The organism is Amycolatopsis sp. CA-230715, from assembly GCF_018736145.1.
In the GTDB taxonomy this organism is placed as follows: Bacteria; Actinomycetota; Actinomycetes; order Mycobacteriales; family Pseudonocardiaceae; genus Amycolatopsis.
This window is the reverse complement of sequence record NZ_CP059997.1, coordinates 10,122,515-10,142,410: the sequence shown is the minus strand read 5'-3', so window position 1 is coordinate 10,142,410 and position 19,896 is coordinate 10,122,515. Positions and strand designations below refer to the sequence as shown.

At 65.6% G+C, this 19,896-nt stretch carries 18 protein-coding genes; 10 read left to right on the top strand and 8 right to left on the bottom strand.

All coding sequences use genetic code 11. From position 1 onward, the window contains the following. Positions 1 to 110: 110 nt before the first annotated feature. The gene (locus tag HUW46_RS47120) at positions 111 to 401 is read right to left on the bottom strand and encodes a hypothetical protein (RefSeq protein ID WP_215545102.1); all 291 of its coding nucleotides are present in this window, start codon (positions 399 to 401) and stop codon (positions 111 to 113) included. Continuing rightward, a complete protein-coding gene (locus tag HUW46_RS47115; protein WP_215545101.1) occupies positions 371 to 754 on the bottom strand; it encodes a hypothetical protein in 384 nt (127 codons plus the stop codon). The genes HUW46_RS47120 and HUW46_RS47115 overlap by 31 nt, the downstream gene beginning before the upstream one ends. Before the next feature lie 474 nt (positions 755 to 1,228). Between HUW46_RS47115 and HUW46_RS47110 the strand changes: the two genes are divergently transcribed. Both HUW46_RS47110 and HUW46_RS47105 read left to right on the top strand, forming a co-directional pair. Next, a complete protein-coding gene (locus HUW46_RS47110; protein WP_215545100.1) occupies positions 1,229 to 1,750 on the top strand; it encodes a phosphotransferase in 522 nt (173 codons plus the stop codon). Next, positions 1,747 to 2,736 (top strand): endonuclease/exonuclease/phosphatase family protein, encoded by a 990-nt coding sequence (locus HUW46_RS47105; protein WP_215545099.1) that lies wholly within the window; start codon positions 1,747 to 1,749, stop codon positions 2,734 to 2,736. Before HUW46_RS47110 ends, HUW46_RS47105 begins: the two co-directional genes overlap by 4 nt. A 217-nt stretch (positions 2,737 to 2,953) precedes the next feature. Here HUW46_RS47105 and HUW46_RS47100 read toward each other — a convergent pair whose 3' ends face one another. From HUW46_RS47100 to HUW46_RS47080, 5 genes are all read right to left on the bottom strand, one after another. Then, positions 2,954 to 4,027, bottom strand: a complete 1,074-nt coding sequence (locus HUW46_RS47100) for an alpha/beta hydrolase (RefSeq protein WP_215545098.1) — start codon at positions 4,025 to 4,027, stop codon at positions 2,954 to 2,956. 338 nt (positions 4,028 to 4,365) lie between these two features. Beyond that, entirely contained in the window at positions 4,366 to 5,457 is a 1,092-nt protein-coding gene (locus HUW46_RS47095) for a hypothetical protein (RefSeq protein ID WP_215545097.1), read from the bottom strand. Positions 5,458 to 5,897: 440 nt separating this feature from the next. Further along, positions 5,898 to 6,671 carry an AAA family ATPase gene (locus HUW46_RS47090; protein WP_215545096.1) on the bottom strand — a complete coding sequence of 258 codons (774 nt, stop codon included), beginning with the start codon at positions 6,669 to 6,671 and terminating at the stop codon, positions 5,898 to 5,900. Next, positions 6,668 to 7,195, bottom strand: coding sequence for a hypothetical protein (locus HUW46_RS47085; RefSeq protein ID WP_215545095.1), 528 nt, complete (start codon positions 7,193 to 7,195; stop codon positions 6,668 to 6,670). Before HUW46_RS47085 ends, HUW46_RS47090 begins: the two co-directional genes overlap by 4 nt. Beyond that, a complete protein-coding gene (locus HUW46_RS47080) occupies positions 7,192 to 8,190 on the bottom strand; it encodes an AvrD family protein (protein ID WP_215545094.1) in 999 nt (332 codons plus the stop codon). Before HUW46_RS47080 ends, HUW46_RS47085 begins: the two co-directional genes overlap by 4 nt. Before the next feature lie 678 nt (positions 8,191 to 8,868). On the opposite strand from HUW46_RS47080, the gene HUW46_RS47075 reads away from it, so the two are divergent. The 7 genes from HUW46_RS47075 to HUW46_RS47045 all read left to right on the top strand — a co-directional run bounded on the left by HUW46_RS47075 (position 8,869) and on the right by HUW46_RS47045 (position 15,952). Further along, complete coding sequence (locus HUW46_RS47075) at positions 8,869 to 9,576, top strand: hypothetical protein (RefSeq protein ID WP_215545093.1); 708 nt, start codon at positions 8,869 to 8,871, stop codon at positions 9,574 to 9,576. 494 nt (positions 9,577 to 10,070) lie between these two features. Then, entirely contained in the window at positions 10,071 to 10,649 is a 579-nt protein-coding gene (locus HUW46_RS47070) for a hypothetical protein (RefSeq protein ID WP_215545092.1), read from the top strand. Positions 10,650 to 10,809: 160 nt separating this feature from the next. Beyond that, positions 10,810 to 11,790: a BMP family ABC transporter substrate-binding protein gene (locus tag HUW46_RS47065; RefSeq protein WP_215545091.1), complete on the top strand. Its 981-nt coding sequence runs from the start codon at positions 10,810 to 10,812 to the stop codon at positions 11,788 to 11,790. After that, positions 11,787 to 13,265, top strand: coding sequence for an ATP-binding cassette domain-containing protein (locus tag HUW46_RS47060; RefSeq protein ID WP_215545090.1), 1,479 nt, complete (start codon positions 11,787 to 11,789; stop codon positions 13,263 to 13,265). Before HUW46_RS47065 ends, HUW46_RS47060 begins: the two co-directional genes overlap by 4 nt. A gap of 74 nt (positions 13,266 to 13,339) precedes the next feature. After that, positions 13,340 to 14,323, top strand: coding sequence for an ABC transporter permease (locus HUW46_RS47055; protein WP_215545089.1), 984 nt, complete (start codon positions 13,340 to 13,342; stop codon positions 14,321 to 14,323). Beyond that, positions 14,316 to 15,227 carry an ABC transporter permease gene (locus HUW46_RS47050; RefSeq protein WP_215545088.1) on the top strand — a complete coding sequence of 304 codons (912 nt, stop codon included), beginning with the start codon at positions 14,316 to 14,318 and terminating at the stop codon, positions 15,225 to 15,227. Before HUW46_RS47055 ends, HUW46_RS47050 begins: the two co-directional genes overlap by 8 nt. 80 nt (positions 15,228 to 15,307) lie before the next feature. Continuing rightward, positions 15,308 to 15,952 (top strand): class I SAM-dependent methyltransferase, encoded by a 645-nt coding sequence (locus HUW46_RS47045; protein ID WP_254125609.1) that lies wholly within the window; start codon positions 15,308 to 15,310, stop codon positions 15,950 to 15,952. Positions 15,953 to 15,975: 23 nt separating this feature from the next. Here the strand turns inward: HUW46_RS47045 and HUW46_RS47040 are convergent, their stop codons facing one another. Further along, on the bottom strand, positions 15,976 to 18,264 hold the full coding sequence (locus tag HUW46_RS47040; protein ID WP_256451463.1) for a helix-turn-helix domain-containing protein: 2,289 nt from the start codon (positions 18,262 to 18,264) through the stop codon (positions 15,976 to 15,978). Between the two features lie 269 nt (positions 18,265 to 18,533). On the opposite strand from HUW46_RS47040, the gene HUW46_RS47035 reads away from it, so the two are divergent. After that, the gene (locus tag HUW46_RS47035) at positions 18,534 to 19,775 is read left to right on the top strand and encodes an MAB_1171c family putative transporter (RefSeq protein ID WP_215545086.1); all 1,242 of its coding nucleotides are present in this window, start codon (positions 18,534 to 18,536) and stop codon (positions 19,773 to 19,775) included. Positions 19,776 to 19,896: the final 121 nt, after the last annotated feature.

Here is a 19,896-nt window from a genome sequence, read left to right as displayed (position 1 = left end):
TCAGCTACCCACTCCCGGACGTCGAGCATCACGGTGGCAGGTGCTTGAGCTGAGAGCGGCAACAGTATCTTCTACGGGCGGGGACTTCGCCCTGCGGTGAGGTCAGCTAGTCACTGCGCCGCCCGAGCGCACCCTCGCGTCACGGCGCCGAAGAAGCGGCCCAGCGTTTGCCCGATCGTGCCGGTCACGACCGGGGTGCCTCCCGAACCCGGCGACGATCCGGGCGACGGGGTGCGCGCCCCGCCGTCGACGACCTCCCACCGCAGGTCTTGCCGTACCAGCGCCACGAGCGAAGCCCCGGTGCGGGGAGCCGCAGCGTTGCCAGGTCCAGGGGCGTGGTCGGTCTCGGCGGTCAGCAGAATGGCGCCCATCAGGATCGCCAGCTGCCGGAAAAGCGCCATGCCGTCGTCGCTGCAGTGCGGAGTCGCGTGCTCAAGGTATCGAGGTCGGTATCGCTGGGGATATCCAGGCCGGAGCGGTTGCGCGACCACACGGTGCGCCAGATGCGCCACCATGTCCGCGGCGACCGCGGGGTCGGAAGCGCGGGACGAGCCACTGGCGACAGCGTGGTGGTGCCGAGGAACTGCCGCAGTGCCTGGTATTGGGCGATCCGGTTGGTGCTGATGCGCCGCTCGGTTCGCAATTGCATCCGCGGGAGCGAGAACGCCACCACAGCAAGCGGCACCGTCACGACCGCCAAGACCAGCCCGAACCAGGTGAACTCGCGGAGCATCATCATCAACAGGTTCATCACCAGCGCGAGGGGCAGCCCTACGCCGGGGGCGGCAGCCCAGAACAACCGCCGTCCGCGTCCACTCCGGACAGACGTGTCGCTCGTCCCGATCACCTCACTACTGCGTGGTCTCCGAGAAGTCGCGAACCCCGGACCTGCCGTTACTTGCCGACCACATCGGACCGCATCTCGTCACCCGTCGAGTTCGCGGGTCGATGAGTCCGATGCCGATCGCGACGATGCCGAGGGCTTCGCGTTCGGGTGGGTAGATGTCGAGAGATTGGCCCCTACGCCACACGAAGGCCAACAACGACAGACCGGACACGTCGGAAGTGTCATCTTCCATAAGCCGACCAGGCGGTCAGGATCGACACTCCTTCGAGGCACAGCCACGAGCCGTCGACCAAGCTCGCGCCGTCGGTGTCTTTAGGAGGGAATTGCTCGGCTTGGCTGCACCGGCGGCGACGCGGGCTCGTCCCGGCTACCCTCGCGAGGGTGAGCATTCCCTCCTGCGACGTTGCCGAGGGTGGTCCCGACCGACCGCTGCCTTCCACCGTGTACCGGCCCTGGCCCGGCAGCGACGACACGTCGACGTCGTTGGACGGCGCGCTGCGGTCGGGGCATCGTGGTCTGCATTTCGCCAACCTCGGGATCGACAGACGCGGTGAGGTCGTGCTGCTCGACCTGAAAACCGCCGCGACCGGGCATCCGCTGCTCGACTTCGGCAACCTGCTCGACCTCGGCCAGCTCGACGATCCGAGTCTGCGGGTCGTGTTCGTCGAAGGCTACGACCAGGAGACCGACCCGGGTCCGGCCGTGGCCCGCCGAGGCGAAGCGCAGCGTCGCCCTCCGGGGCTCCGCGGGAGTCCTCGCCTACGCCCTCCACCGGTCGATGCCCGACTTCGCCCGGCATGGGTTCCGCCGCCTCGCCGAACTCGAACACGACACGGCGACGGTCCGCCGGTGACAGTCCTGACCGGCGTGCTGGCGCTGCCCGCGGCGGAGCCGGGGCCGTGACCGGCCCCGGATTCGTCCGCGTTGTCACCGCGAACCTGCACAACCTGTTCCTCGATGGCGGCGAGGCAGAGCTCGACACGCCGCGGCGGCGGGCGCAGGTGGCACTGCTGCGGTCGTTGAAACCGCATGTGCTGGCGGTGCAGGAGATCGTCGCGGCCGACGCGGACCCGCGGACGAAAACGGAGCTTGCGGGGCGGCGGCTGCGGCTGCTGGGCGAAGCGCTGGGTATGCAGTGCGCGACCGCATCCGGAGTGCCGACAATCGCGGTCGGCAACCAGGAGTACCACACCGCGCTGCTGTGGAGCGGCGGGATCAGCCCGGTCGAGGGCGGCTGGTTCGCCATCAGCGGTACGAATTTCTTTCACAGCCTGGCACTGCTGTCGCTCGATGTCGGCTCGAAGACGCCGGTCGTCCACGGCTCGGCCCACCTGTCCTGGACCGGACGCGAACGCCGCTCCGACGAAGGCGAACGGCTGCTGGCGGCGATGACCCGCCCCGCCGGGCACCCGCCCACGCTCATCGCCGGAGACCACAACAGCGTCTCCGCCGCCCGAATCTCGCCCCCGCGCGAACCAGGCAGCCCTTGGTACGGCCCATACTTTGATCCGGACCTGGACCAGGCGCGATGGCGACCCGGGCTGGACAGCTACTGCTCGGTCTCTCTCGATCCCACCACCGGGACCAAGTCCTGGTCGGCGGACCGGCGCCCGACCGAGCACCTCGCGCTCGCCGGGATGCTCGACGCCGCGGTCGTCTGCGGCGCGGACCCCACGCCGACGGTCGGGCACTGGCCCGGCAGCGAACACCCGCTCGCCCGGTTCGACCAGGTCTGGACCACCCCCGACCTCGGCCCCGCTCTCTCCAACTATGAGACCGTCGCCGAGCCCCGGGTCGTTGACGACGACGTCCTCGACCCGAAACGCCTCGCCGACCACCTCGCCGTCGTGGCGACCTACCAGCCCAGGCGGATCAGGCAACGCAACTGAACCTCGCCACATCCCCTGCCAGCCGCTCGTTGCCCGGGCTCAGTACTGGTTCTCGCCCCAGAGGAGGCGAGCGGAGTCCAGATTGGCGTCGCGACGGACGCGTTCGCCGGCGCGCATGCGGCAGCGGGATCGGCGCCGCCATGTCGCGACGACAACGCCGATCCCGTAGGCAGAACCCCAGCGAGTCCGGGGCCCATCGTGGCGGCGGCCGGTCGAGCTAGGGAAGCGCGCGATCCATCCATGACGAGACCTCGGCCGCGGCGGTCGCGCCGTTGCGAGCGAGCTGCAGATCGTGGCCCGCGGCGGGAAGAATCGAGGTGTGCAGCTGCGCCGCGGGTGCGAAATCATGTTCCACGGCCCTGGCCAGGGTCTCGGCCGAGGAGCAGTCGCCACGGCCGGGCGGACAGAAGAAGTTGTCAGCTCCGCCGAGTTGCACCATGGTGGGCACGGTGATTCGACGTGTCGTTTCTGGTGCCCATCCCTTCGTGATGGCACCCAGAATCTCGGTTGTCGCGACCAGATCCTTGGTCGCCTCGTCGACCTGAACCACTTCGGGGTCGACGTCGGTGGCCGCGTGAAACGCGGCGCTGCGAACGCCTGGCCGTGTGGTGAGGTAGAGCGGGTCGACGAGTTGACCGCTGAACGGGCCGAATTTGGGGTCGAGTGTCGCTGGCATCATGTAGTTGGTGAGTGTGGTGAGCAGAAACGCCGGGTCGATGTGTGCTGTCGCGCCGGTCATGACCACGGCGTCGACGTCGTGGAACGTAGTTTGCTCGACCGTTGCCACGGCACTACCCATCGAGTGTCCGACAAGCGCGATACGACGGGCGGGGGCGTCGATCAGATGACCTGCTTTGAGGTGGGTGATCACTTGGTGCACGGCATCGGCTTGGTTGTCGACGGAGAGAAGGACGCTCGGCGGCCGTGAGCTGGTGCCGGCGCCCAGGCGGTCCAGAGCGAGCGTTCGGTACCCCGCGTTGTTCATCTGCTTGGCGTAGGAATACTTGCCGTTCGCGACGGGTGGATCCCAATACTGGCTGTTGTACGTCGCACCGTGGAGCAGTACTTGGGTGCCCTTGATGGGATGGGTGGTCGGCGCGCACAGGACGCCGTGGATCGTGGTCTCGAGCGGACCGGTTCTGGTGGGGAAGGTGATGTCCCGGCAGGACCTGGCTGGATCGGGCGACGGCGCTACCGTGGTCGCGGTCGCAGTGCCGCTGCCGAGGGCGGCCGTCGCGGCCAGCGCGGTGGTGACAGCGATACGTGCGATCGTGTGGTAGATGATCGACATAGGTGTCCTCCTACTGTGTTCTCTGCTGCTGGGGCGTCGTCCGACGGGTGTGACGGACCGATGACGTCGGGGTGGTGCCACCTGCCGAGGTGACCGCGTGGAGGCCTTCGGTGGCCGCCGCGATCACGGCACCGGAGATCGCGGACACGACCGTCAAGATCGCCGGCGGTGCCGACGGCCGGCGGTGCCGGCCGATGTAGGTGGTCTTCGCCGCGATGTGCGTCGACCGCGGTGGAGGGCTCATTCGATGTCGTCCCACGGGTTTCCTTCGGTAGGTGATCTCTGGGGGGGGTGTCCCTGGTGGACGGTGGCGAGATGTCGGGACCGTCCCCGTCGCTTTATGAGGCCGCTCGCTCGTTCCAGCCGAGAGCGACGGTGGCCGCCAGGAGGGTGTTCGCCTTCCCCGCCGTTTCCGACCGTCGTCCGAGCCCGCACGCGGCCGATATGGCCTCCACCGGGACTCCGAGCGCACCGACAAGCAACTCGGACGCGACAGAGGTCTGGTGCGGGTGCTCCTCAGCGACGAGACCGGCGATGATCGGGATTCCCCGGCGAAGACGCCGAAGGTGCGCGTAGAACAGCGGATCCACCGGAGGGGCGGCGTCGCCGTGCGTCAGGGGCAGATGCACGGTGGGCATGCGCTGCCCACGGTCGGCGAGCTGGTCCGACAGAGCGTTCAGGAACATTGTCGCGGCCGTGAGATCCGTCGGTTCGAACAGCGGTGTGTGCTCAAGATCGCCGTAGCACAGATGCAGTACCCAGTCGGCGTACGGTGCGGCACCGAGAACGCCGCTGACCTGACGAACCAGCTCACTGGTCAGTAGCGACCAGTCCTGGCGGGGAGTGCTGTGGTAGGCGAGCAGGATCGCCGGACTTTCCAGCTGCAGCAGGATCCGGTCGCCCCACTGTTCGCTGAGTGTGGACACCTCGCCGCTGACCATCGATTGCATCGTTGGCATCCAGTGCGTGGCGGCGTCGACCGACCCGGACGCGAAATAGCTCAGATCCAGGGCGTTCGGAATGCTGACCTGAAGGCGGCGAGGAATGTCCGATCCGGTGAGATGCGGATACGCGGCGAAGGCCTGCTCGGTGAGCCGCGGGCGCCCGAGCGCGAGATCCTCGGGGACGAGGTGACGGCCGTCGGCGATCGCGTAGTACGGCATGTCGTCGTAGCCGCGGTAGTCACCGGACCGGATCTGGACGAGGCCAGGGACATCGGCCAGGCCGTCGAGCCAGGTAGCGATCCACCGGTCGTCGACGTCGAAGGGGACGGCCGTCAACTGCGCGCCGTGTCGATGATCGAGGTGCCACTGCATGGAGGACCGCGGATCCGCGGCGGTACCGGCCGGTGGAGTGCCGACGCGATGGACCAGAACGCGGGACGAGGATGAACGCGGTAGGGCGGCGACGGGAGTGGATGTGGTGGACATAGGTGTTCCTCAGGATCAGGAGTGTGGTGATGGCGGATGCGAACGGTGTGCGGGCGTGGCGACCGGTGTCGAACCCGCCCGCGTGGAGTAGCTGGCCTGCACGGTGTCGCGGCCGTGCCGGAGTGGTGCCGCGCGGGCATCGAGGCCCGGCGTGCGTGTGACGCTCAACGCGATCGCGCTGACGGCGGTTGCTGTCGGGAACCTAGCCAACCTCACGACTGCGGTGATGCGTATCGATCCGGAATTCGCCTGTCCGGGACATGGGACACCTCCTCGTTGAATGCCTTTTCTGTGTATCGCCGCGTCGAAATAGCGCGCACGGACGAACGCGTCACCAATTCGTGTGTGGCGCTCGTGGGATGAGATGTAGTTACTCGGGTCGGTGTGTTGTTAGTACTCTGACAGTGTCGGTGGATTGGTACGGCCAGAGAGAATCTGGGCTAGTAGCGCAGCGCGTACGAGAGCCGCCGGAAGAAAGACTTCCGTCTTTGCGCTTCGTGGAACCGGTCGTCCGCGTGCAGAATCGAGATGGCGTTGTGGACTCGTCGCTGGGCTTGGTCGATGGCGTCGTCCAGGGGAACAATCAGGTTAAGGTCGAATAGGTCGACGATGGCGGTGAGGCGTTCCTTGATCGACCCGTGCACGACGTAGTAGGGCACGCCCATCTCTTGGACGGCGTTGTGGAGCAAGCGATCGGACACAGCGCGGAATGGTTCCGAGACGGGGCGGTGTCCATCGGCGTGCATGTCGAACTCGACGGGGAGATGCACGTAGGCGTCGTAGAGCCGTCGTGCTCGGTCCTTCGTCAACTCGCCATACATATCCATGTACTGCTGGTAGAACCGTTTCGTTCGCCATCCTGACACCGCCTTGACGCGGCGCAACCACCATGAGGCGCCCGGATTGATGCCCACTCGCATCCGCGCCTCACCGTACACCCACTCGTGAATGACTGATCCGTCGGAAATGAACGATCCCGGCAAGGACTCGTTCGCGACGCGCTCTTCGAATCGGCGTAGCCCGAGCTTGATCAGTTCCATGGCGGAGAGTTCTTGAACCTGCTTGCCGGGCACGATGTCCATCAGGATCTCGCGGGATGTCTTGGCGTGCGTGCGGGGGATCCCGGTGGCGATCGAGAGTGCTTCTGTCGTCGTCGATTTTCCTGTCGAGTAGGTTCCCGAGACGGCCAACCGCAACGACGGTTGCTGGGTCATGGTTGGTCCTCTCGCAGAAAGATCTTCGTGGCCACGGGAACGAGATCCTCGACGGGAGGATGACCAGGGCGCAACCATCGCGCGAATCGGACATGGGGAGCGTCGTGGTCTGGATCGTCGAGGAGGAGAGGCGGTCGCGTTACCGACGGTTTGGCCTGGGGACGACGACGAGTGGCCTCGAAGAATCGTCGGCCACGCTCCCGCAATTCCGGCGGAAGCCAGCCCAGAAACGGGATTCGAAGTTCAGCGAGGTAGCCGGTGAACTCGGCGAGACTGAGCAAGTCCTCCGGGGCGTCGAGGAGTTCCTCGGTCAGCATCGGCACGATCGTGGGCATCTCGGCGAGGACGACCAGCATCGGAAGCCCGGCGTCGACCCGGTCCGCGATCTCGGTTTGTTCATGTCGGCTCGGCCATAGCCCGATGGGCTTCCAGCGAGCGGGGCCTGTGCGTGTCCAGCTGAGCCTCGCCGCGCCCTCCGCGACGATCAGCAGGTCGCCGTGCTCGCACGCGAGTCGGGCGCTCATGCGGCCGCGACCAGTGACGAAATGGGCAGGCGATGTCCAAGGCGGTAGCTGAATCTGATGCCGTGAAGGTGGGAGTCCCACTCCGACGTCCGCCAGGCGCTCCCGTCGAAGTTCAGGATCGCCGAGCGGGTCATCGATGTCCGTGCCGGCACTCGGTCGGTCAAGGGCGAAGGGGGAATGTGCGACGTCGCTTCCAGCCGACGCATCCACAACGTGTGGCTGTTGGCGCGATCGATGTCGTCGAGCTGATAGAGAAAGGATTGCGAGAGTTGTGCGAGCACGATGATGCCGTCGATGATGGAGAACGCGGGCTGATACTGCCCCGCGAGCCCCTGAACGCACGGATCCGGATCGAGGACGTCGGCGTCAGCCGTGGCGACGCTGTCCCGTGGAGCGACCCGAACATTCGAGAGCTCGTGAACACGCCGCTGGTAGCCTGTCCCGAAATAGCGGCGTTCTGCGTCACCGAGCAAGTCCTCCGGGAGCGCGACCGCGGCGCTGAGAAGGTGGTCGCGCACGACTGGATGCGCGACCTCGCAACGAGTTCGCAGGTTTCCGACCGCCCCGTCGAAAGTGGACACCGCGAACCCGGATCGTTCCGCGGTACCCACCAGGTCTGCATGGACACCAACGTTGCGGAGGTTTTCCTGCGCTGTGGTTCCCGCCTTGATCACCATGCGCCGCAGCCACAGCGAGCGCCGGCTCGCGGCGTCGAAGCCGAACGCATAGGACAGATACGTTTCCGCGAGCGCCACACTCAGGACGACGGCATCGATCGTACTGACATGCGGTCGTAGTGAGACACTCGCACTCTTGGACGACCAGTCTTCGGGGTAATCGAGACTCGCGCCTGCCGTGATTCGCCGCGCATCCGCATCAACGATGGCATCGGCCAGCTGGTGGCGGACGCGCTTGTAGCCGGTTCCGAAGAAGCGGCGATCGCGGGGACCGAGATGGTCCTCGATGCGGGGATAGGTTCGCTCGGACCACGACATGTCAGTCGTCCTCCCCATGGGGCCCGCTGGTGCGCCCTGTGCCCCGAGCCGGATCCGCCGGTGGGCATCCAGCGTCCGCGCCCGAACGCATGAGGGCACGCGCGAGGGATCGCGAGCCGATGTGGTGAGCGGCGTTCTCACCTGGTCGGGATGTCGGTGGGCGCATGGGTTCGTCTCCTCGAACTGTCTCGACATATGAATAGGGTGGTGATGCGGCGGCATCCCAGCCCCGGACGGGCGGTGCTCTCTGGTGTCGGCGGCGGGCGAAGGCCAGGTATGGATGTGGGAGGACAGGTGTGTTCGACCCGCGACGACTCGTGCCTGAACAGCGTGGAATCCCCGTGCCACGCTGGTTGACAGGAACATCGCCGCGATGGCACTGATCCCGTTGCGTTCGACAAATCGAGCATATGGATCCAGGTGTGGAATGCAAACAGATCGAGGGTGTTACATCGCAAGTGTGCACGCGGCGACGACACCGCGGGGGCGCGGGCGCCCCGCCTCCCACGCCGGTTGGCGAGCTCCCTTGTCCGGGTGGCACTGACTTATGTGGATCCTTCGGTTCGGTTAGGATCCGCCCGTGGCGCGGGGATCGTGGTCCGGATGGGCCTGATCTCGCACTGGGGGCGCGGGCGTAGGGCGTCACTGCGCTGAGCGCGACGATGGGAGTTGACCTGAATGGACGATGGTGACCGTCTCGCCCCCAACTGGGAAATCTCCCGTAAGCTCTGGTATTTGCGCGAGCAGTGCTGCGACTCGCGAGGCCGTGTTCGATCGTTCGAAGAGATCGCCGAGCACGTCAGGGCGGTCACCGGGCGTAACCACGATCCTGTCTACCTCGCGAAATTCTTTACCGGAGAGGCCAGGCGCAAACCCGAGGGCCCCTTATTGGCCGCGATCCTCGACGCGTTCGGCAAAGTACCGTCCGATCTGTGGGACCGAGGGGACCCAGCGGGAACGTTCGGCCAACGGCTGCAGCATCAGCGATACTTGCGGGGGTGTGCGTCGCCCCAGCAGAAGTTGCCGACGCAAGATGAGATCGCCCAGCACGTCGAACGGCAGACGGGTCGGAGTTGCACGGGTGCCTACATCGGTCTTCTGATCAACGACAAGGCGCGCAACGGACCGGCGATCGACAAAATTCAGGCTCTGGCTGACTATTTCGAGATAAGTCCGGCGCGATTCTTTGACGACCCGCACTCTCAGGAGTTGATCGCCAGCGAGCGAGTCATGCAAGAGCAGAAGGCGTTTATCGATGCTCTCGCTGAGTTGCATCAGGTCACTGGAGGGTTGGGGTTCAGGCTGAGTGAGCCGGTCGATCCAGCTGATCTGCCGAAGCTGACTGAAGAGATCAGACACGAGATCGAGGCGGCGAAGAAGCAATAGCGTGCTCCACGCGTGCTCCGGGGCCTCGAGATCGTGTCAGGGACACCGTCGCTCTGACGGTGTCGAACGGATCGTCGAGCAGGCTGCCCGCTGTGCGCCTGGTCTGGCGACGCTCTGAACGCAGGCTGGAGTCACCCACGTGACACGTCTGGGGATATGACGACACATTCCCGTCGTCTCATCCGACCGCGCCATTGCACCATTCGGGTGATCATTCAGGTAGCGCTGCCTGGAGCGCAAGCTGACCCGGCAACTGGTCCAGACGACTATTTCGTGGTGATCTGCGAGCGCATCGGCTCCCCGAGGCGGACGGGAGTGGAGTCACAACGGCCAGCAGTTCATTGCGCGGCTTCGACTGTTCGGGCTAGTGTCGCGCGACATCACGGGAGCGGATCGAGTGACCGCAGATGCCGGGGCTTTCGTCAACAGGCCATCAGAGTGACTCGGGGAGGGAGAGGGCCCTTGTTCCCAATGGCAATGGGGAGGTTGCTGTCGTGGATCGTGCGAAACGGGAGATGTGGAAGAAGTGCGCCGCCGCTCTCTGTTCACTCGAACTACCGGATGGCTTCGGGATCGATGAGCTCCTCGTCGCGGTGAGTCGTCAGCGCGGCGGCCGCCCGATCCTGGCCAGGCCAGCCGACCTGACGGGATCGACACCGTTAGGTCTCGTTGTGCAGCATCGCGGCCACGACACGATCCTCTATCCGCGCGATACGACCGTTGTGCACCAACGACACTGCATCGCCCACGAGATCGGGCACCTGGCGTTGGGACATCTGGGAGACCCTGGTGAACCCGCCCAGCCGGGCAGTGGCGAATTGGACGTGGAACTGGTACTCGGTCTGATCCCGGACCTACATCCGTCTCTGCGCGGCAAACACCGTACGCGGGCCACCTACGGTGACCTCGCGGAACGGGAAGCCGAGCAGTTCGCCACGATGGTGCACACGCTCGCGATGTCCCTCGGCGGCGCCGTCCCGAGGCAGCGTGAAGAAAAGCCGCTCCCGGCTGGGTTGCGAACGTTGTTCGACGCATCGCCGTTGGCCAGCGTTGATCACCCGTGCGGCGTATAGCCGACGGGCGCTCCGATCGGTACGTGTGCATGACCGGGAGAGTCCGGCGTCTTGTTGAACTTTTGGATGCAACATGGCGTTGGCTGGCAGAGTATGCCGTGCCACGTCGATGAGGGGAGCGGGAACTGTGCGTGCAGTGGCAGTCAAGGCTATGGTCGGCGTGACGCTGATCATCAGCATGATGGTCGCCGGATGCGGTTCGGGGGCGAGCCCGTCGGGGAACAAGGGAGCTATCCGGGTGGCGATCATCCTGGGTGGCGTCGCCAACGACGGAGGCTTCAATGAGGCCGGGGCGACCGCTGCTCGTTCCCTGCGGGAGCGTCGACTGGTCGACACGGTGCAGATTCGTGAATCGGTGTCAACCGCCCACGACGCCGAACCGATCGTCCGGCAGTACGCGGCAGACGGCTACGATCTGGTGATCGGCTGGTCCAGCGTCTTCGCCGACTCGCTGTATCGGATCAGTGCCGAGTTCCCAGATAGCCATTTCCTGACCACCGGCGACGCCACCGACAAACAGAAATCCGCGGCGAACGTCGAGAACTGGAACTGGGATTCCGAACAATTCGGCTATCTGCTGGGCTGGGTAGCCGGCCACACCCACCTGTCGCCTATCGGGATCGTCGATGGACAGCAGATACCGCCGCAGGAACGTCAATGGCACGGGTTCGAACTCGGCGTCCACGCGGTCAATCCGGGCGCGACGGTGCGAACACCGATCTATCTCGGCAGCTGGGAGGACGCGCAAGCGGCGCATCGGGCCACGATCGCCCAGCTCGATTCGGGAGCGCGCCTGATCGCGACCAACGCCGAAGGGTATTCCCCGGGCGTCGCCGCCGCGGCCGCCTCCCGCGACACGGCCACTCTCGGAATGAGCTCCACGACGAGCGACGCGGCGACGACGGTCAACATCGGACGAGCACGTCTCGACATGACGCCGATCCTGCCGACGATCGTGGAGCGACTCAAGAACGGCAGCTTCGGCAAAAAGACCTCAGTGTCGACCATCCAAAATCGGTCGCTGATCCTGGACACCGTCCACAAAGTCCAGGCGGCGCCCGCGGTTCCCGACGACCTGCAGAGCCGTGCCGGTGATCTCGCGCGGCAACTCGCCGAAGGTAAGGTCAGAATCGGGTCGTGACGACAGAACAGACGTTGGCCCTGCGGAACGTGTCCCGTAGATTCGATACGGTCCAGGCTCTGAACAAGGTGGATCTGACAGTCACCTCCCGCGAGATTCACGCTGTGCTGGGCGAAAACGGTGCGGGAAAATCGACTGCCATCCGGATTCTGGCTGGACTGGACCAACCGGACAGCGGGATGGTTGAACACGACGGGGTGCCCGTCCGGTTCGAGTCACGCGAGAGCGCGCTTCGGCACGGCATCGGTCTCATACCGCAGACCGGGAGCCTTTCTGGCGAGCTCACGCTGCTCGAGAATTTCGCTCTGACCGCGCCGGCACGTCTGCTGCGACGACGCGAGGCGCGGCGCTCCCTGGAGGCGGCCCTCGACGCTGTCGGCGTGAACGTCGATATCGCTGTGCCCACCTGGCAGCTCGGTCGCGCGCGGCAACAGCTCGGTGAGGTCGTTCTCGCGGTGGCGCAGGGCGCACGAACGCTGTTGCTGGACGAGCCCACGTCGGTGCTGGACGTCAGTGAGATCCGAGGCCTGCACTCCCACCTGCGCACGCTGGCGTCGGCGGGCCTCGGCGTCCTGATCGTCACCCACCGGATTCGCGAGGCCCGGGCGATCGCCGACCGGGCCACTGTCCTGAGCCAGGGTGCGGTGTCCTGGCACGGCATGGCCACCACCGCTGACGATCTGACGCTGGCACGCGCGATGGTCGGCGGCACCCCTCGGGCCAGACGTCGTTCTCCCCGGCCGGCACCGGACCCGACCAGCCAGCCGGCGTTGACGCTGACCGCGGTCACGGCCGCGACCGATGACCTGGCGCCGATCGAGGATATCGACCTCACGGTCCGTCGGGGCGAGATCGTCGCCGTGATCGGCACCGCGGGCAGCGGGCAGCGCGCCTTGGCCGAGGTTGCCGCGGGTGTCATCGCTCCAGCACGCGGGACACGCACCGTCGAGGGGAGTGTTGCCTACGTCCCGGAAGACCGCGGGCGGGCGCTCCTGCTCACGCGTCCGGTGAAGTGGTCGGCGATCCTCACCCAGCTACGCGACCCCAGATTCGCCACACGCGGGGTCATCGACACCGCCGAGGTGACCCGGTTCGCGCGGTCGATGCTGACGCGACTGGACGTGCGACCGCCGGATCCCGACATACCAGCGTCAGCTTTGTCCGGCGGCAACGCGCAGAAACTCGTGATCGGACGAGAACTCGACCTCAGACCGGCCCTTGCCGTGCTTCATGCCCCCACCCAGGGGCTCGACGTCGCGGCGGCGAGTGTGGTGCGGGAGCGGATCCTCGCGGCGGCGTCGGACGGTACGGCGGTGTTGATCGTGTCCGCGGATCACGACGAGGCCAGCAGTGTCGCGGATCGCGTCCTGGTGCTCGCCGACGGTCGGATCACCGGCGACTACACCGCGTCTTCCTACGACCACGCACGCCACAACCTGGCCGTATCCAGGGCCGACGATCAGCCGCCATGTTGATTCGGTACGTCCGGCGCCACGGCGTAACCAGGCGGCATCTCATTGGCGGCCTGTGCGTCGCGACAGGATTCGGCGTGGTGAGCCTGATCGTGGCGATGACCGGCGGTGACCTGGTCGATGCCGTGGCGGGGTGGTTCCACGGGGCGGCGGGAACCCCGTACTCCGCGCTCCAGACCCTCGCGTACGCGGTTCCGTTGGCACTGATCGCGCTCGGGGCCTCGCCGGCACTGCGGGCCGGTGTGGTCGTCGTCGGCGCTGAAGGCCAGCTGGTGGTCGGAGCGATCGCCGCGACGGCACTGATGCTCTCTCCGGTGGGGCGTCTGCCCGGCATCCTCGCGCTGCCCTTGGGAGCGGGCGCGGGTATCGCGGGTGGCGTGTTGTGGGCGATGATTCCCGCGGTTCCGCAGGTTCGCTGGCGCGTCAGCGAAATACTCAGCGCGTTGATGGCGAACTACATCGCGACGCATCTCTTGTCGTTCCTGTTGCGAACGTCCTTACGGGACCCGGACGGCTTCTCCGCGCCACGGAGTGCCGACCTGCCCTCGAGCGCGCTGATTCCCTTCCTGCCGGTACCCGGTCGGCTGACCACCGGCGTCCTGATCGTCGTTGTCGCCGCCGGGGTGGGCCTCTGGTGGCGCCGAACCCGATCCGCCCTGGTTCTGGACGTCTTCGCCGAACAGCGGTGGCTCGCGGCCCGTCTTGGCGGCAGTACCACTCGCGTCATCATCGGCACCACCGCGTTGTCGGGTGCCGCCGCCGGGCTGACCGGGTGGCTACAGGTGGCCGGTGTCGATGGGCGCCTGACACCCGGGGTAGCGGGCGGGATCGGATTCACGGGCCTCGTCGTCGCCGTCCTCGGCCGCTTCAGGCCGATTCCCATCATGATCGCGGCGTTGCTGATGGCGAGCCTGTTCACCGGCGCGAACGGCATCCAGATGACAAGCGCGATCCCCGCGTCGATCGGCACCGTCACACAGGGCGTGCTCTTACTCGCCGTGGCCGCGGCCGTCACGGTCGCCCGGCGCTCCGCGCCCAACCGCGGAGGTATGCGTGAGTGACTTCGTCGTCCTCCTGCTGGGCAGCACGCTCGCGTCCGCGGCCCCGTTGATCCTGGCGGGTCTGGGCGAGATGTTTCTGGAACGCTCGGGGGGCGGGTTCAACCTTGGCATCGAGGGGATCCTGCTCTGCGGCGCTCTGGCCGGTGTCCTGGGCTCGTACGCGGGCGGGCCGGGGTTGGGACTGACGGCGGGCGCCGTGGCTGGTCTGATGTGGGGTGCGATCTTCGCGATCAGCGCCGCCATCGGGATCGATACCGTCCTGATCGGGATCGCGATCACCATCGGCGGCACCGGTATCTCGACCTTCTTCAGCCAGGTCGTGGCCCCGTCGGGGCAGCGGAACATCACCGCGCCCCTGCTCCCGGCGTTTCCCGTGCCGGGACTGGCCGAGCTTCCCGTGCTGGGGCAGCCCCTTGGTGCTGTGAGCGCGGGTGTATGGCTGTCGGTCGCGGTGGCCGGGTTGTCGGCGTGGGTACTGCGAAGAACCCGCTACGGACTCCGGCTGCGCGCCGCGGCCGAGGCGTCCACCGCGGTAGTGAAAGGGATCGACGTCGGGCGCTACCGAGCCTCGGCGGCGATGATCGCCGGCGCCTTGACCGGTTCCGCTGGCGCGGTACTGGCGATCGGCAGCATCGGCACCTTCACACCTTTGATGAGTGGAGGTCGAGGTTTCCTCGTGCTCGCGGTCGTGATCATCGGTGGTCGCAAACCCGCGGGCGTTGTCGCTGGTGCGGTCTTGTTCGCCTGCCTCGACGGCTTGGCCCTCATGGCTCAAACTCGCGACCTCGGATTACCGTCGGAGGCCTACCACTGTTTTCCCTACGTCGCGGCGCTAGCGGTGCTCTGCGGTCGCGCGCGGTGGCACACCGTCCGGCCTGTCACCGGGGCGATTCGCCGAACATGAGCACAGGCACGGCGTTACCCTGTCCGCACACATCGTCCGTCGCGACCCGTTCCCCCACCCCACCGAGGAGAGGCGCACCCATGGTTGAGCCGAGAATGCCCGAGTCCGCGGCCACGGTCTACAACGACCTCGGCCGTGATTACGAAGATGCCTTCGGACACCAGCCCGAGGTAGGCGCCACCCTCGAGCACCTCCTCACCCTTCTTCCTGCGGAGGCGAACGTCCTCGACCTCGGCTCAGGAACAGGGTGGCCTGTCGCTGCCACGATCGCGGACGCCGGCCACCGGCTGACCGGCTATGACGTGTCCGACACGATGGTCCGGCTGGCTCGTGACCGGGTTCCCGCGGCATCCTTCGAACGCGCGGACATGCGGCTACTCGACTTCGAACCCGGAAGGTGGGACGCGGTACTGACGTTCTTCTCGATGCTCCAGATTCCCTGTCAAGAACAGGACACCATGCTGACTCGCCTGGTGTCCTGGCTCGCCCCTGGGGGCTACCTCGTGATGGCAACGGTGCCGACGGAGACCGACCATCAGGCGGGGGAATGGATGGGGCATTGGGTTCAAACATACAGCTTCCCGCGAGAATTATTGCGAAACCGGCTGAAGAAAGCCGATCTGCACATCGTGCGGGAGAAGCTCGTCCAGTATGTCCCCGAAACGGATCAGGCTGGCCCGGAACCGCAAATCTATTTCACCGCACGTAAACCCCCTGTCGCGTAGGCGGCTCATATGGCCCGAACGCTCTAAACAGCCGTCGACGGTCCCACTAACTCTTGCCAATCACGGTGGAGACTCTCGGTCGCTCGAAGATCGAGTTGTCGCAGCTGGTTCAGGGCGTCTTGAAAGCACGCGGTAGCTTGGCGTGATTCGCCCATGGTGAGCAGCACCAATGCTTTCTCGCCGAGTGCCTCAGCCTGCCCCTGACGATCCGCGCAACGCTGGAAGGCGCGATAGCCTTCCTCACAATAGTGCAGCGCTCGCTCAAGGTCTCCAGCCGCACGACAGGTGCGCGCCAATGGCACCGCCGCATACCCTATTCCATGCTGATCGCCATCGGCGTCAAACATGGTGAACGCTTGCAGGCCGTGCTCTTCCGCTAGGTCAACGTCCCCGAGTTTCAGATATGCATTGCCGAGGTGGGTACGCGCATACGTCTCACCGACATGCGCACCGACCTTCTGTGCGATCGCTAACGCTTGTTCGTACAATTGCGCGGCCTCCTCGAAGTGACCACGCTTGAACCGTACGTCACCCAACTCCACGTACGCGAACGTCATAAAGCGGTTCGGTTCCGATCCTTGGCTCACCTCAAGAACGCGTGAGCTGAGGGTCCACGCACGATCCAAGTCCTCTGACTCCCCATGTCGAAGGTGGCCCTCGGAAAGCTGCTCGGCCGCCTGCGCGATGCGCAAGGCGACACCAGATGCTTCCGCCGCTCTCAGCGCAACGGTAAGACTGTCTATCCAAGCCTTGACCGGCCGATGTTGGGTAAAGAAGTCGAAGAATTCCACGGGGATGCGCCATGCCTCAAACAGCCATCCACGCTGCAGTGCCAGCTCCGCGACGCCTGCGATAGTCGGCAGTTCGTCGACACACCACTGCCGTGCGTTGGCGAAGCTGGTGAACCGCGGGGGACTGACGTCGTCGGGTGGAGAATCCAACCGGAGATGGTGTTCCGTTCGCTCAGGAGTGATCATCCATGCGGCCGCGTTGGCTCCATGCAGGTACCAGGACACGACGCGACGCGCGGCAACCTCGTTCTCGCTGGCCCACTCGGATCTGGCGGCCTCCGCGGCCGCGTAGTCCCGCAGCAGATCGTGCAGCCGGAACAGATGGAGACCGACCTGCTCGAGAAGGGAGAACTGAACCAGTTGCTCCAAGACCCGCGAGGTCTCCGACACTGTCAATCCGGCGAGCGCGGCGGCGGAATCGACACTGAAGCGAGGGCCGGGATGCAGGCCACACAGTCGGAAAAGCCGCGCCTGAGTCGGGCTCAACAAGTCATACGAGTAACTGAACGCGGCCCGCACTCCGGTCGACTCGTCATCCTCGACCTGCAGCTCGAGCGCGCAGTTCGCCAGACCAGTGGCGTGTTCCTGGATGCTGACCGTGTCGTTCGCAGCCACCCGCTCGGCCGCGATACTGAGCGCGAGCGGCAACGCCGCGCACAGGCTCGTCAACCATCGCACCGCGTCCGGCTCCGCGTCGGCGCGGTCGGCGCCGACATAGTTGCGCACGAGCTCCGCGGCATCATCGTTGTTCATAGGGGCCAGCGGTATTCCCTGCGCGCCGGCGGAGATCACTAGTCCGGACAGCCGACGCCTGCTCGTCACCAAGATCGACACGTTGGGAGAACCCGGCAGGATGTCCTTGACCTGCTGCGAATCGAGTGCGTTGTCGAGCACGATGAGCACCCGATGACCGATGCTGGCTCGTCGCTGCAGGTGCCCCCGCAACAGTGCCAGCCGCAGGTCGTTGCTGTTCGGCAGACGGTCGTCGCTGACACCGAGGCCCCGCAGCAGAGCTTCGAGAACCTCGCTGGGCGGCGCTGGGTCGCGTGGCCCGAACCCGCGCAGGTCGGCGTACAGGGCGAGGGCGTACCTGTCCCGATAGTCGTTGGCCCACCACCGAACCAGTGCGGTCTTCCCGACCCCGGGCGGCCCGAACACGAACACCACGTTGGACCGGTCATCCGTCGCCTCATCGATCAGCGCGGAGTTAAGAGCGGTGAGCACTCGATCGCGGCCGACGAAATGAGCCGGCGACGGTGGAAGCCCCGCATAGGGTTCGCTACGAGCAGCCTTGGCGAGTTCCAGAAGCGCCCCGTCACCGTTCCCGAGCGTCTTGTCCAGCAGCGAGGCCATCTCCATCGTTGGCGGGAACTTCCCGCTCTCGACCCGGTTCAGCATGCTGTAGGAGTAATTGACCATCGGGGCAAGCTCGCGGAGCGTGAGCTTGCGAGCTTTGCGACGCGTGCGCAACGCGTTCCCGAACTGTTCTGCCGCCGTCAACGGTCTCGAACTCGATGGCATCGGCTCCACGCGCCCAGCTCGTCCTCCCACAGACCTTCCCCTCGCTCGCTGAGACAATCGTCGCACATTCCAAGTGGTCACGGGAGCGTCTCAGATACAAGTACCGCGATCTTCGGCGCGAAGACCTCGTGTTGTATGCACGTGTTGACGTCGTCACCGATGTTTCATCGATTTTGTCAACGGCGACCGCTGGTAGCGCCGCAGCTCACGCGACAGACTTTCTGCCATGGAGAGCGCGAACATGACGAACAGGGTGGCCCAAGTCTGAAATGTCCGATATTCTCAGCTATCTTGGATCGCTAGCGGGGATCGTCGCCGCGATCGTGAAGTATGTCGCTGCTCGCCGAGACGGACGGATGATCAACGAGGCGCTGCAATTCTTCGTCGTGGGCCTGCTGTTGTTCAGTCTGTCACTGGCCATCGGCGCACCCCTTACTCTTCGAGCAGCCGAGCAAGTGGACCTCGTTCCCAACCTGACTCACCTGCTGGGCAACGTCTTCACGATGGCGGCCGCGTGCTGCTTGCTGGTGGTCTCAACCATTGCCCCGGAGGATCGGCGTGATCCCGCCCGGGCGGTGATGTGGCACGTCGGATTTCTTGTCATCTGCGTGACAACGATGGTTCTCCTTTTTTGGGGATCCAGTTCGGCGTCGCGATCCACCTTGGCGATTGCCTCGGGCGATGAGCCCGTAGTCGCTCCCTACCTCACGATCTATGGCGGCTACCTCGCCTGGGCGACCCTCGTTTACCACAGTCTCGGACGCCGATACTTTCAAGCCTCGCTGGCCACGCCGGTTGCCCGCACGGGATTCCGCCTGACCTTGCTCGGCTTCCACGCCGGGAGTCTGTGGTTGGCGTGCAGTCTGCTCGAGCTGATCGCGCCTCCGGAGTTGGCCAACGCGGTTCCGGCAATTCTGACTGACTCCAATGTCTGGGGGAGTGTCTGCGCGATACTCGTCGCCATTGGGACGGTATACCCTGAGATAAGGATTGCTGGCCGTCAGCCGATCGCCTTGGCAGGTCCGCGGCCCGCGTACTGTCGCCCTCGCTTGATCGTCGCCCTCGTGCAGTTGCACCTGCTGTGGCGACCGCTGGTGAAAGCCTTCCCAGAAGTCGTCGCAGAACTGGACAACCATGACTGCGCAACTCGGCTCTACCGCCGAGTCATTGAAATCCGCGACGCCCAGTTGCGGTTGGCACCGTATGTCCCTCCGGCAGTGCGGGCGTTGGTCGAGTCCATGCCCTCAACGCGTGGTGAATCCGGCAACGACAGTGTCTTGCTTGAGGCCGCACGGCTTGCCGTCGGGCTGGACGCGTACCGGGTCGCGCCACGATCACGATACGTCGATCGGACAACCGATGATCACAGCGTGCACCCCGGAAATATGACTGATCCACTCGATGAAGCACGCTATCTGGTAGGCGTCGCCGTCGCGTTTCGCTGGAGTCGTTCCATCCGGAACCTTCGTAGACGTATGCGTTTAGCGCCAGAGTCGCCGCTCGCCTCGTGATAGTGGAGGTATGGGCGCGGAGTTGGCCTCCTTGATGCAGTAGCCCATTCTGGAATATCGACCCTCGCGCACGACCCACCATGACAGCTGTTTATGAACGCGGAACCCAACTCGTCGCCGG

Excerpts from the sequence above, each read along its gene's own strand:
- HUW46_RS47120 (WP_215545102.1), bottom strand. The coding sequence starts at position 401 with ATGGCGCTTTTCCGGCAGCTGGCGATCCTGATGGGCGCCATTCTGCTG.
- HUW46_RS47100 (WP_215545098.1), bottom strand. The coding sequence starts at position 4,027 with ATGTCGATCATCTACCACACGATCGCACGTATCGCTGTCACCACCGCG.
- HUW46_RS47095 (WP_215545097.1), bottom strand. The coding sequence starts at position 5,457 with ATGTCCACCACATCCACTCCCGTCGCCGCCCTACCGCGTTCATCCTCG.
- HUW46_RS47090 (WP_215545096.1), bottom strand. The coding sequence starts at position 6,671 with ATGACCCAGCAACCGTCGTTGCGGTTGGCCGTCTCGGGAACCTACTCG.
- HUW46_RS47085 (WP_215545095.1), bottom strand. The coding sequence starts at position 7,195 with ATGAGCGCCCGACTCGCGTGCGAGCACGGCGACCTGCTGATCGTCGCG.
- HUW46_RS47080 (WP_215545094.1), bottom strand. The coding sequence starts at position 8,190 with ATGTCGTGGTCCGAGCGAACCTATCCCCGCATCGAGGACCATCTCGGT.
- HUW46_RS47075 (WP_215545093.1), top strand. The coding sequence starts at position 8,869 with ATGGACGATGGTGACCGTCTCGCCCCCAACTGGGAAATCTCCCGTAAG.
- HUW46_RS47045 (WP_254125609.1), top strand. The coding sequence starts at position 15,308 with ATGGTTGAGCCGAGAATGCCCGAGTCCGCGGCCACGGTCTACAACGAC.
- HUW46_RS47040 (WP_256451463.1), bottom strand. The coding sequence starts at position 18,264 with ATGCCATCGAGTTCGAGACCGTTGACGGCGGCAGAACAGTTCGGGAAC.
- HUW46_RS47035 (WP_215545086.1), top strand. The coding sequence starts at position 18,534 with ATGTCCGATATTCTCAGCTATCTTGGATCGCTAGCGGGGATCGTCGCC.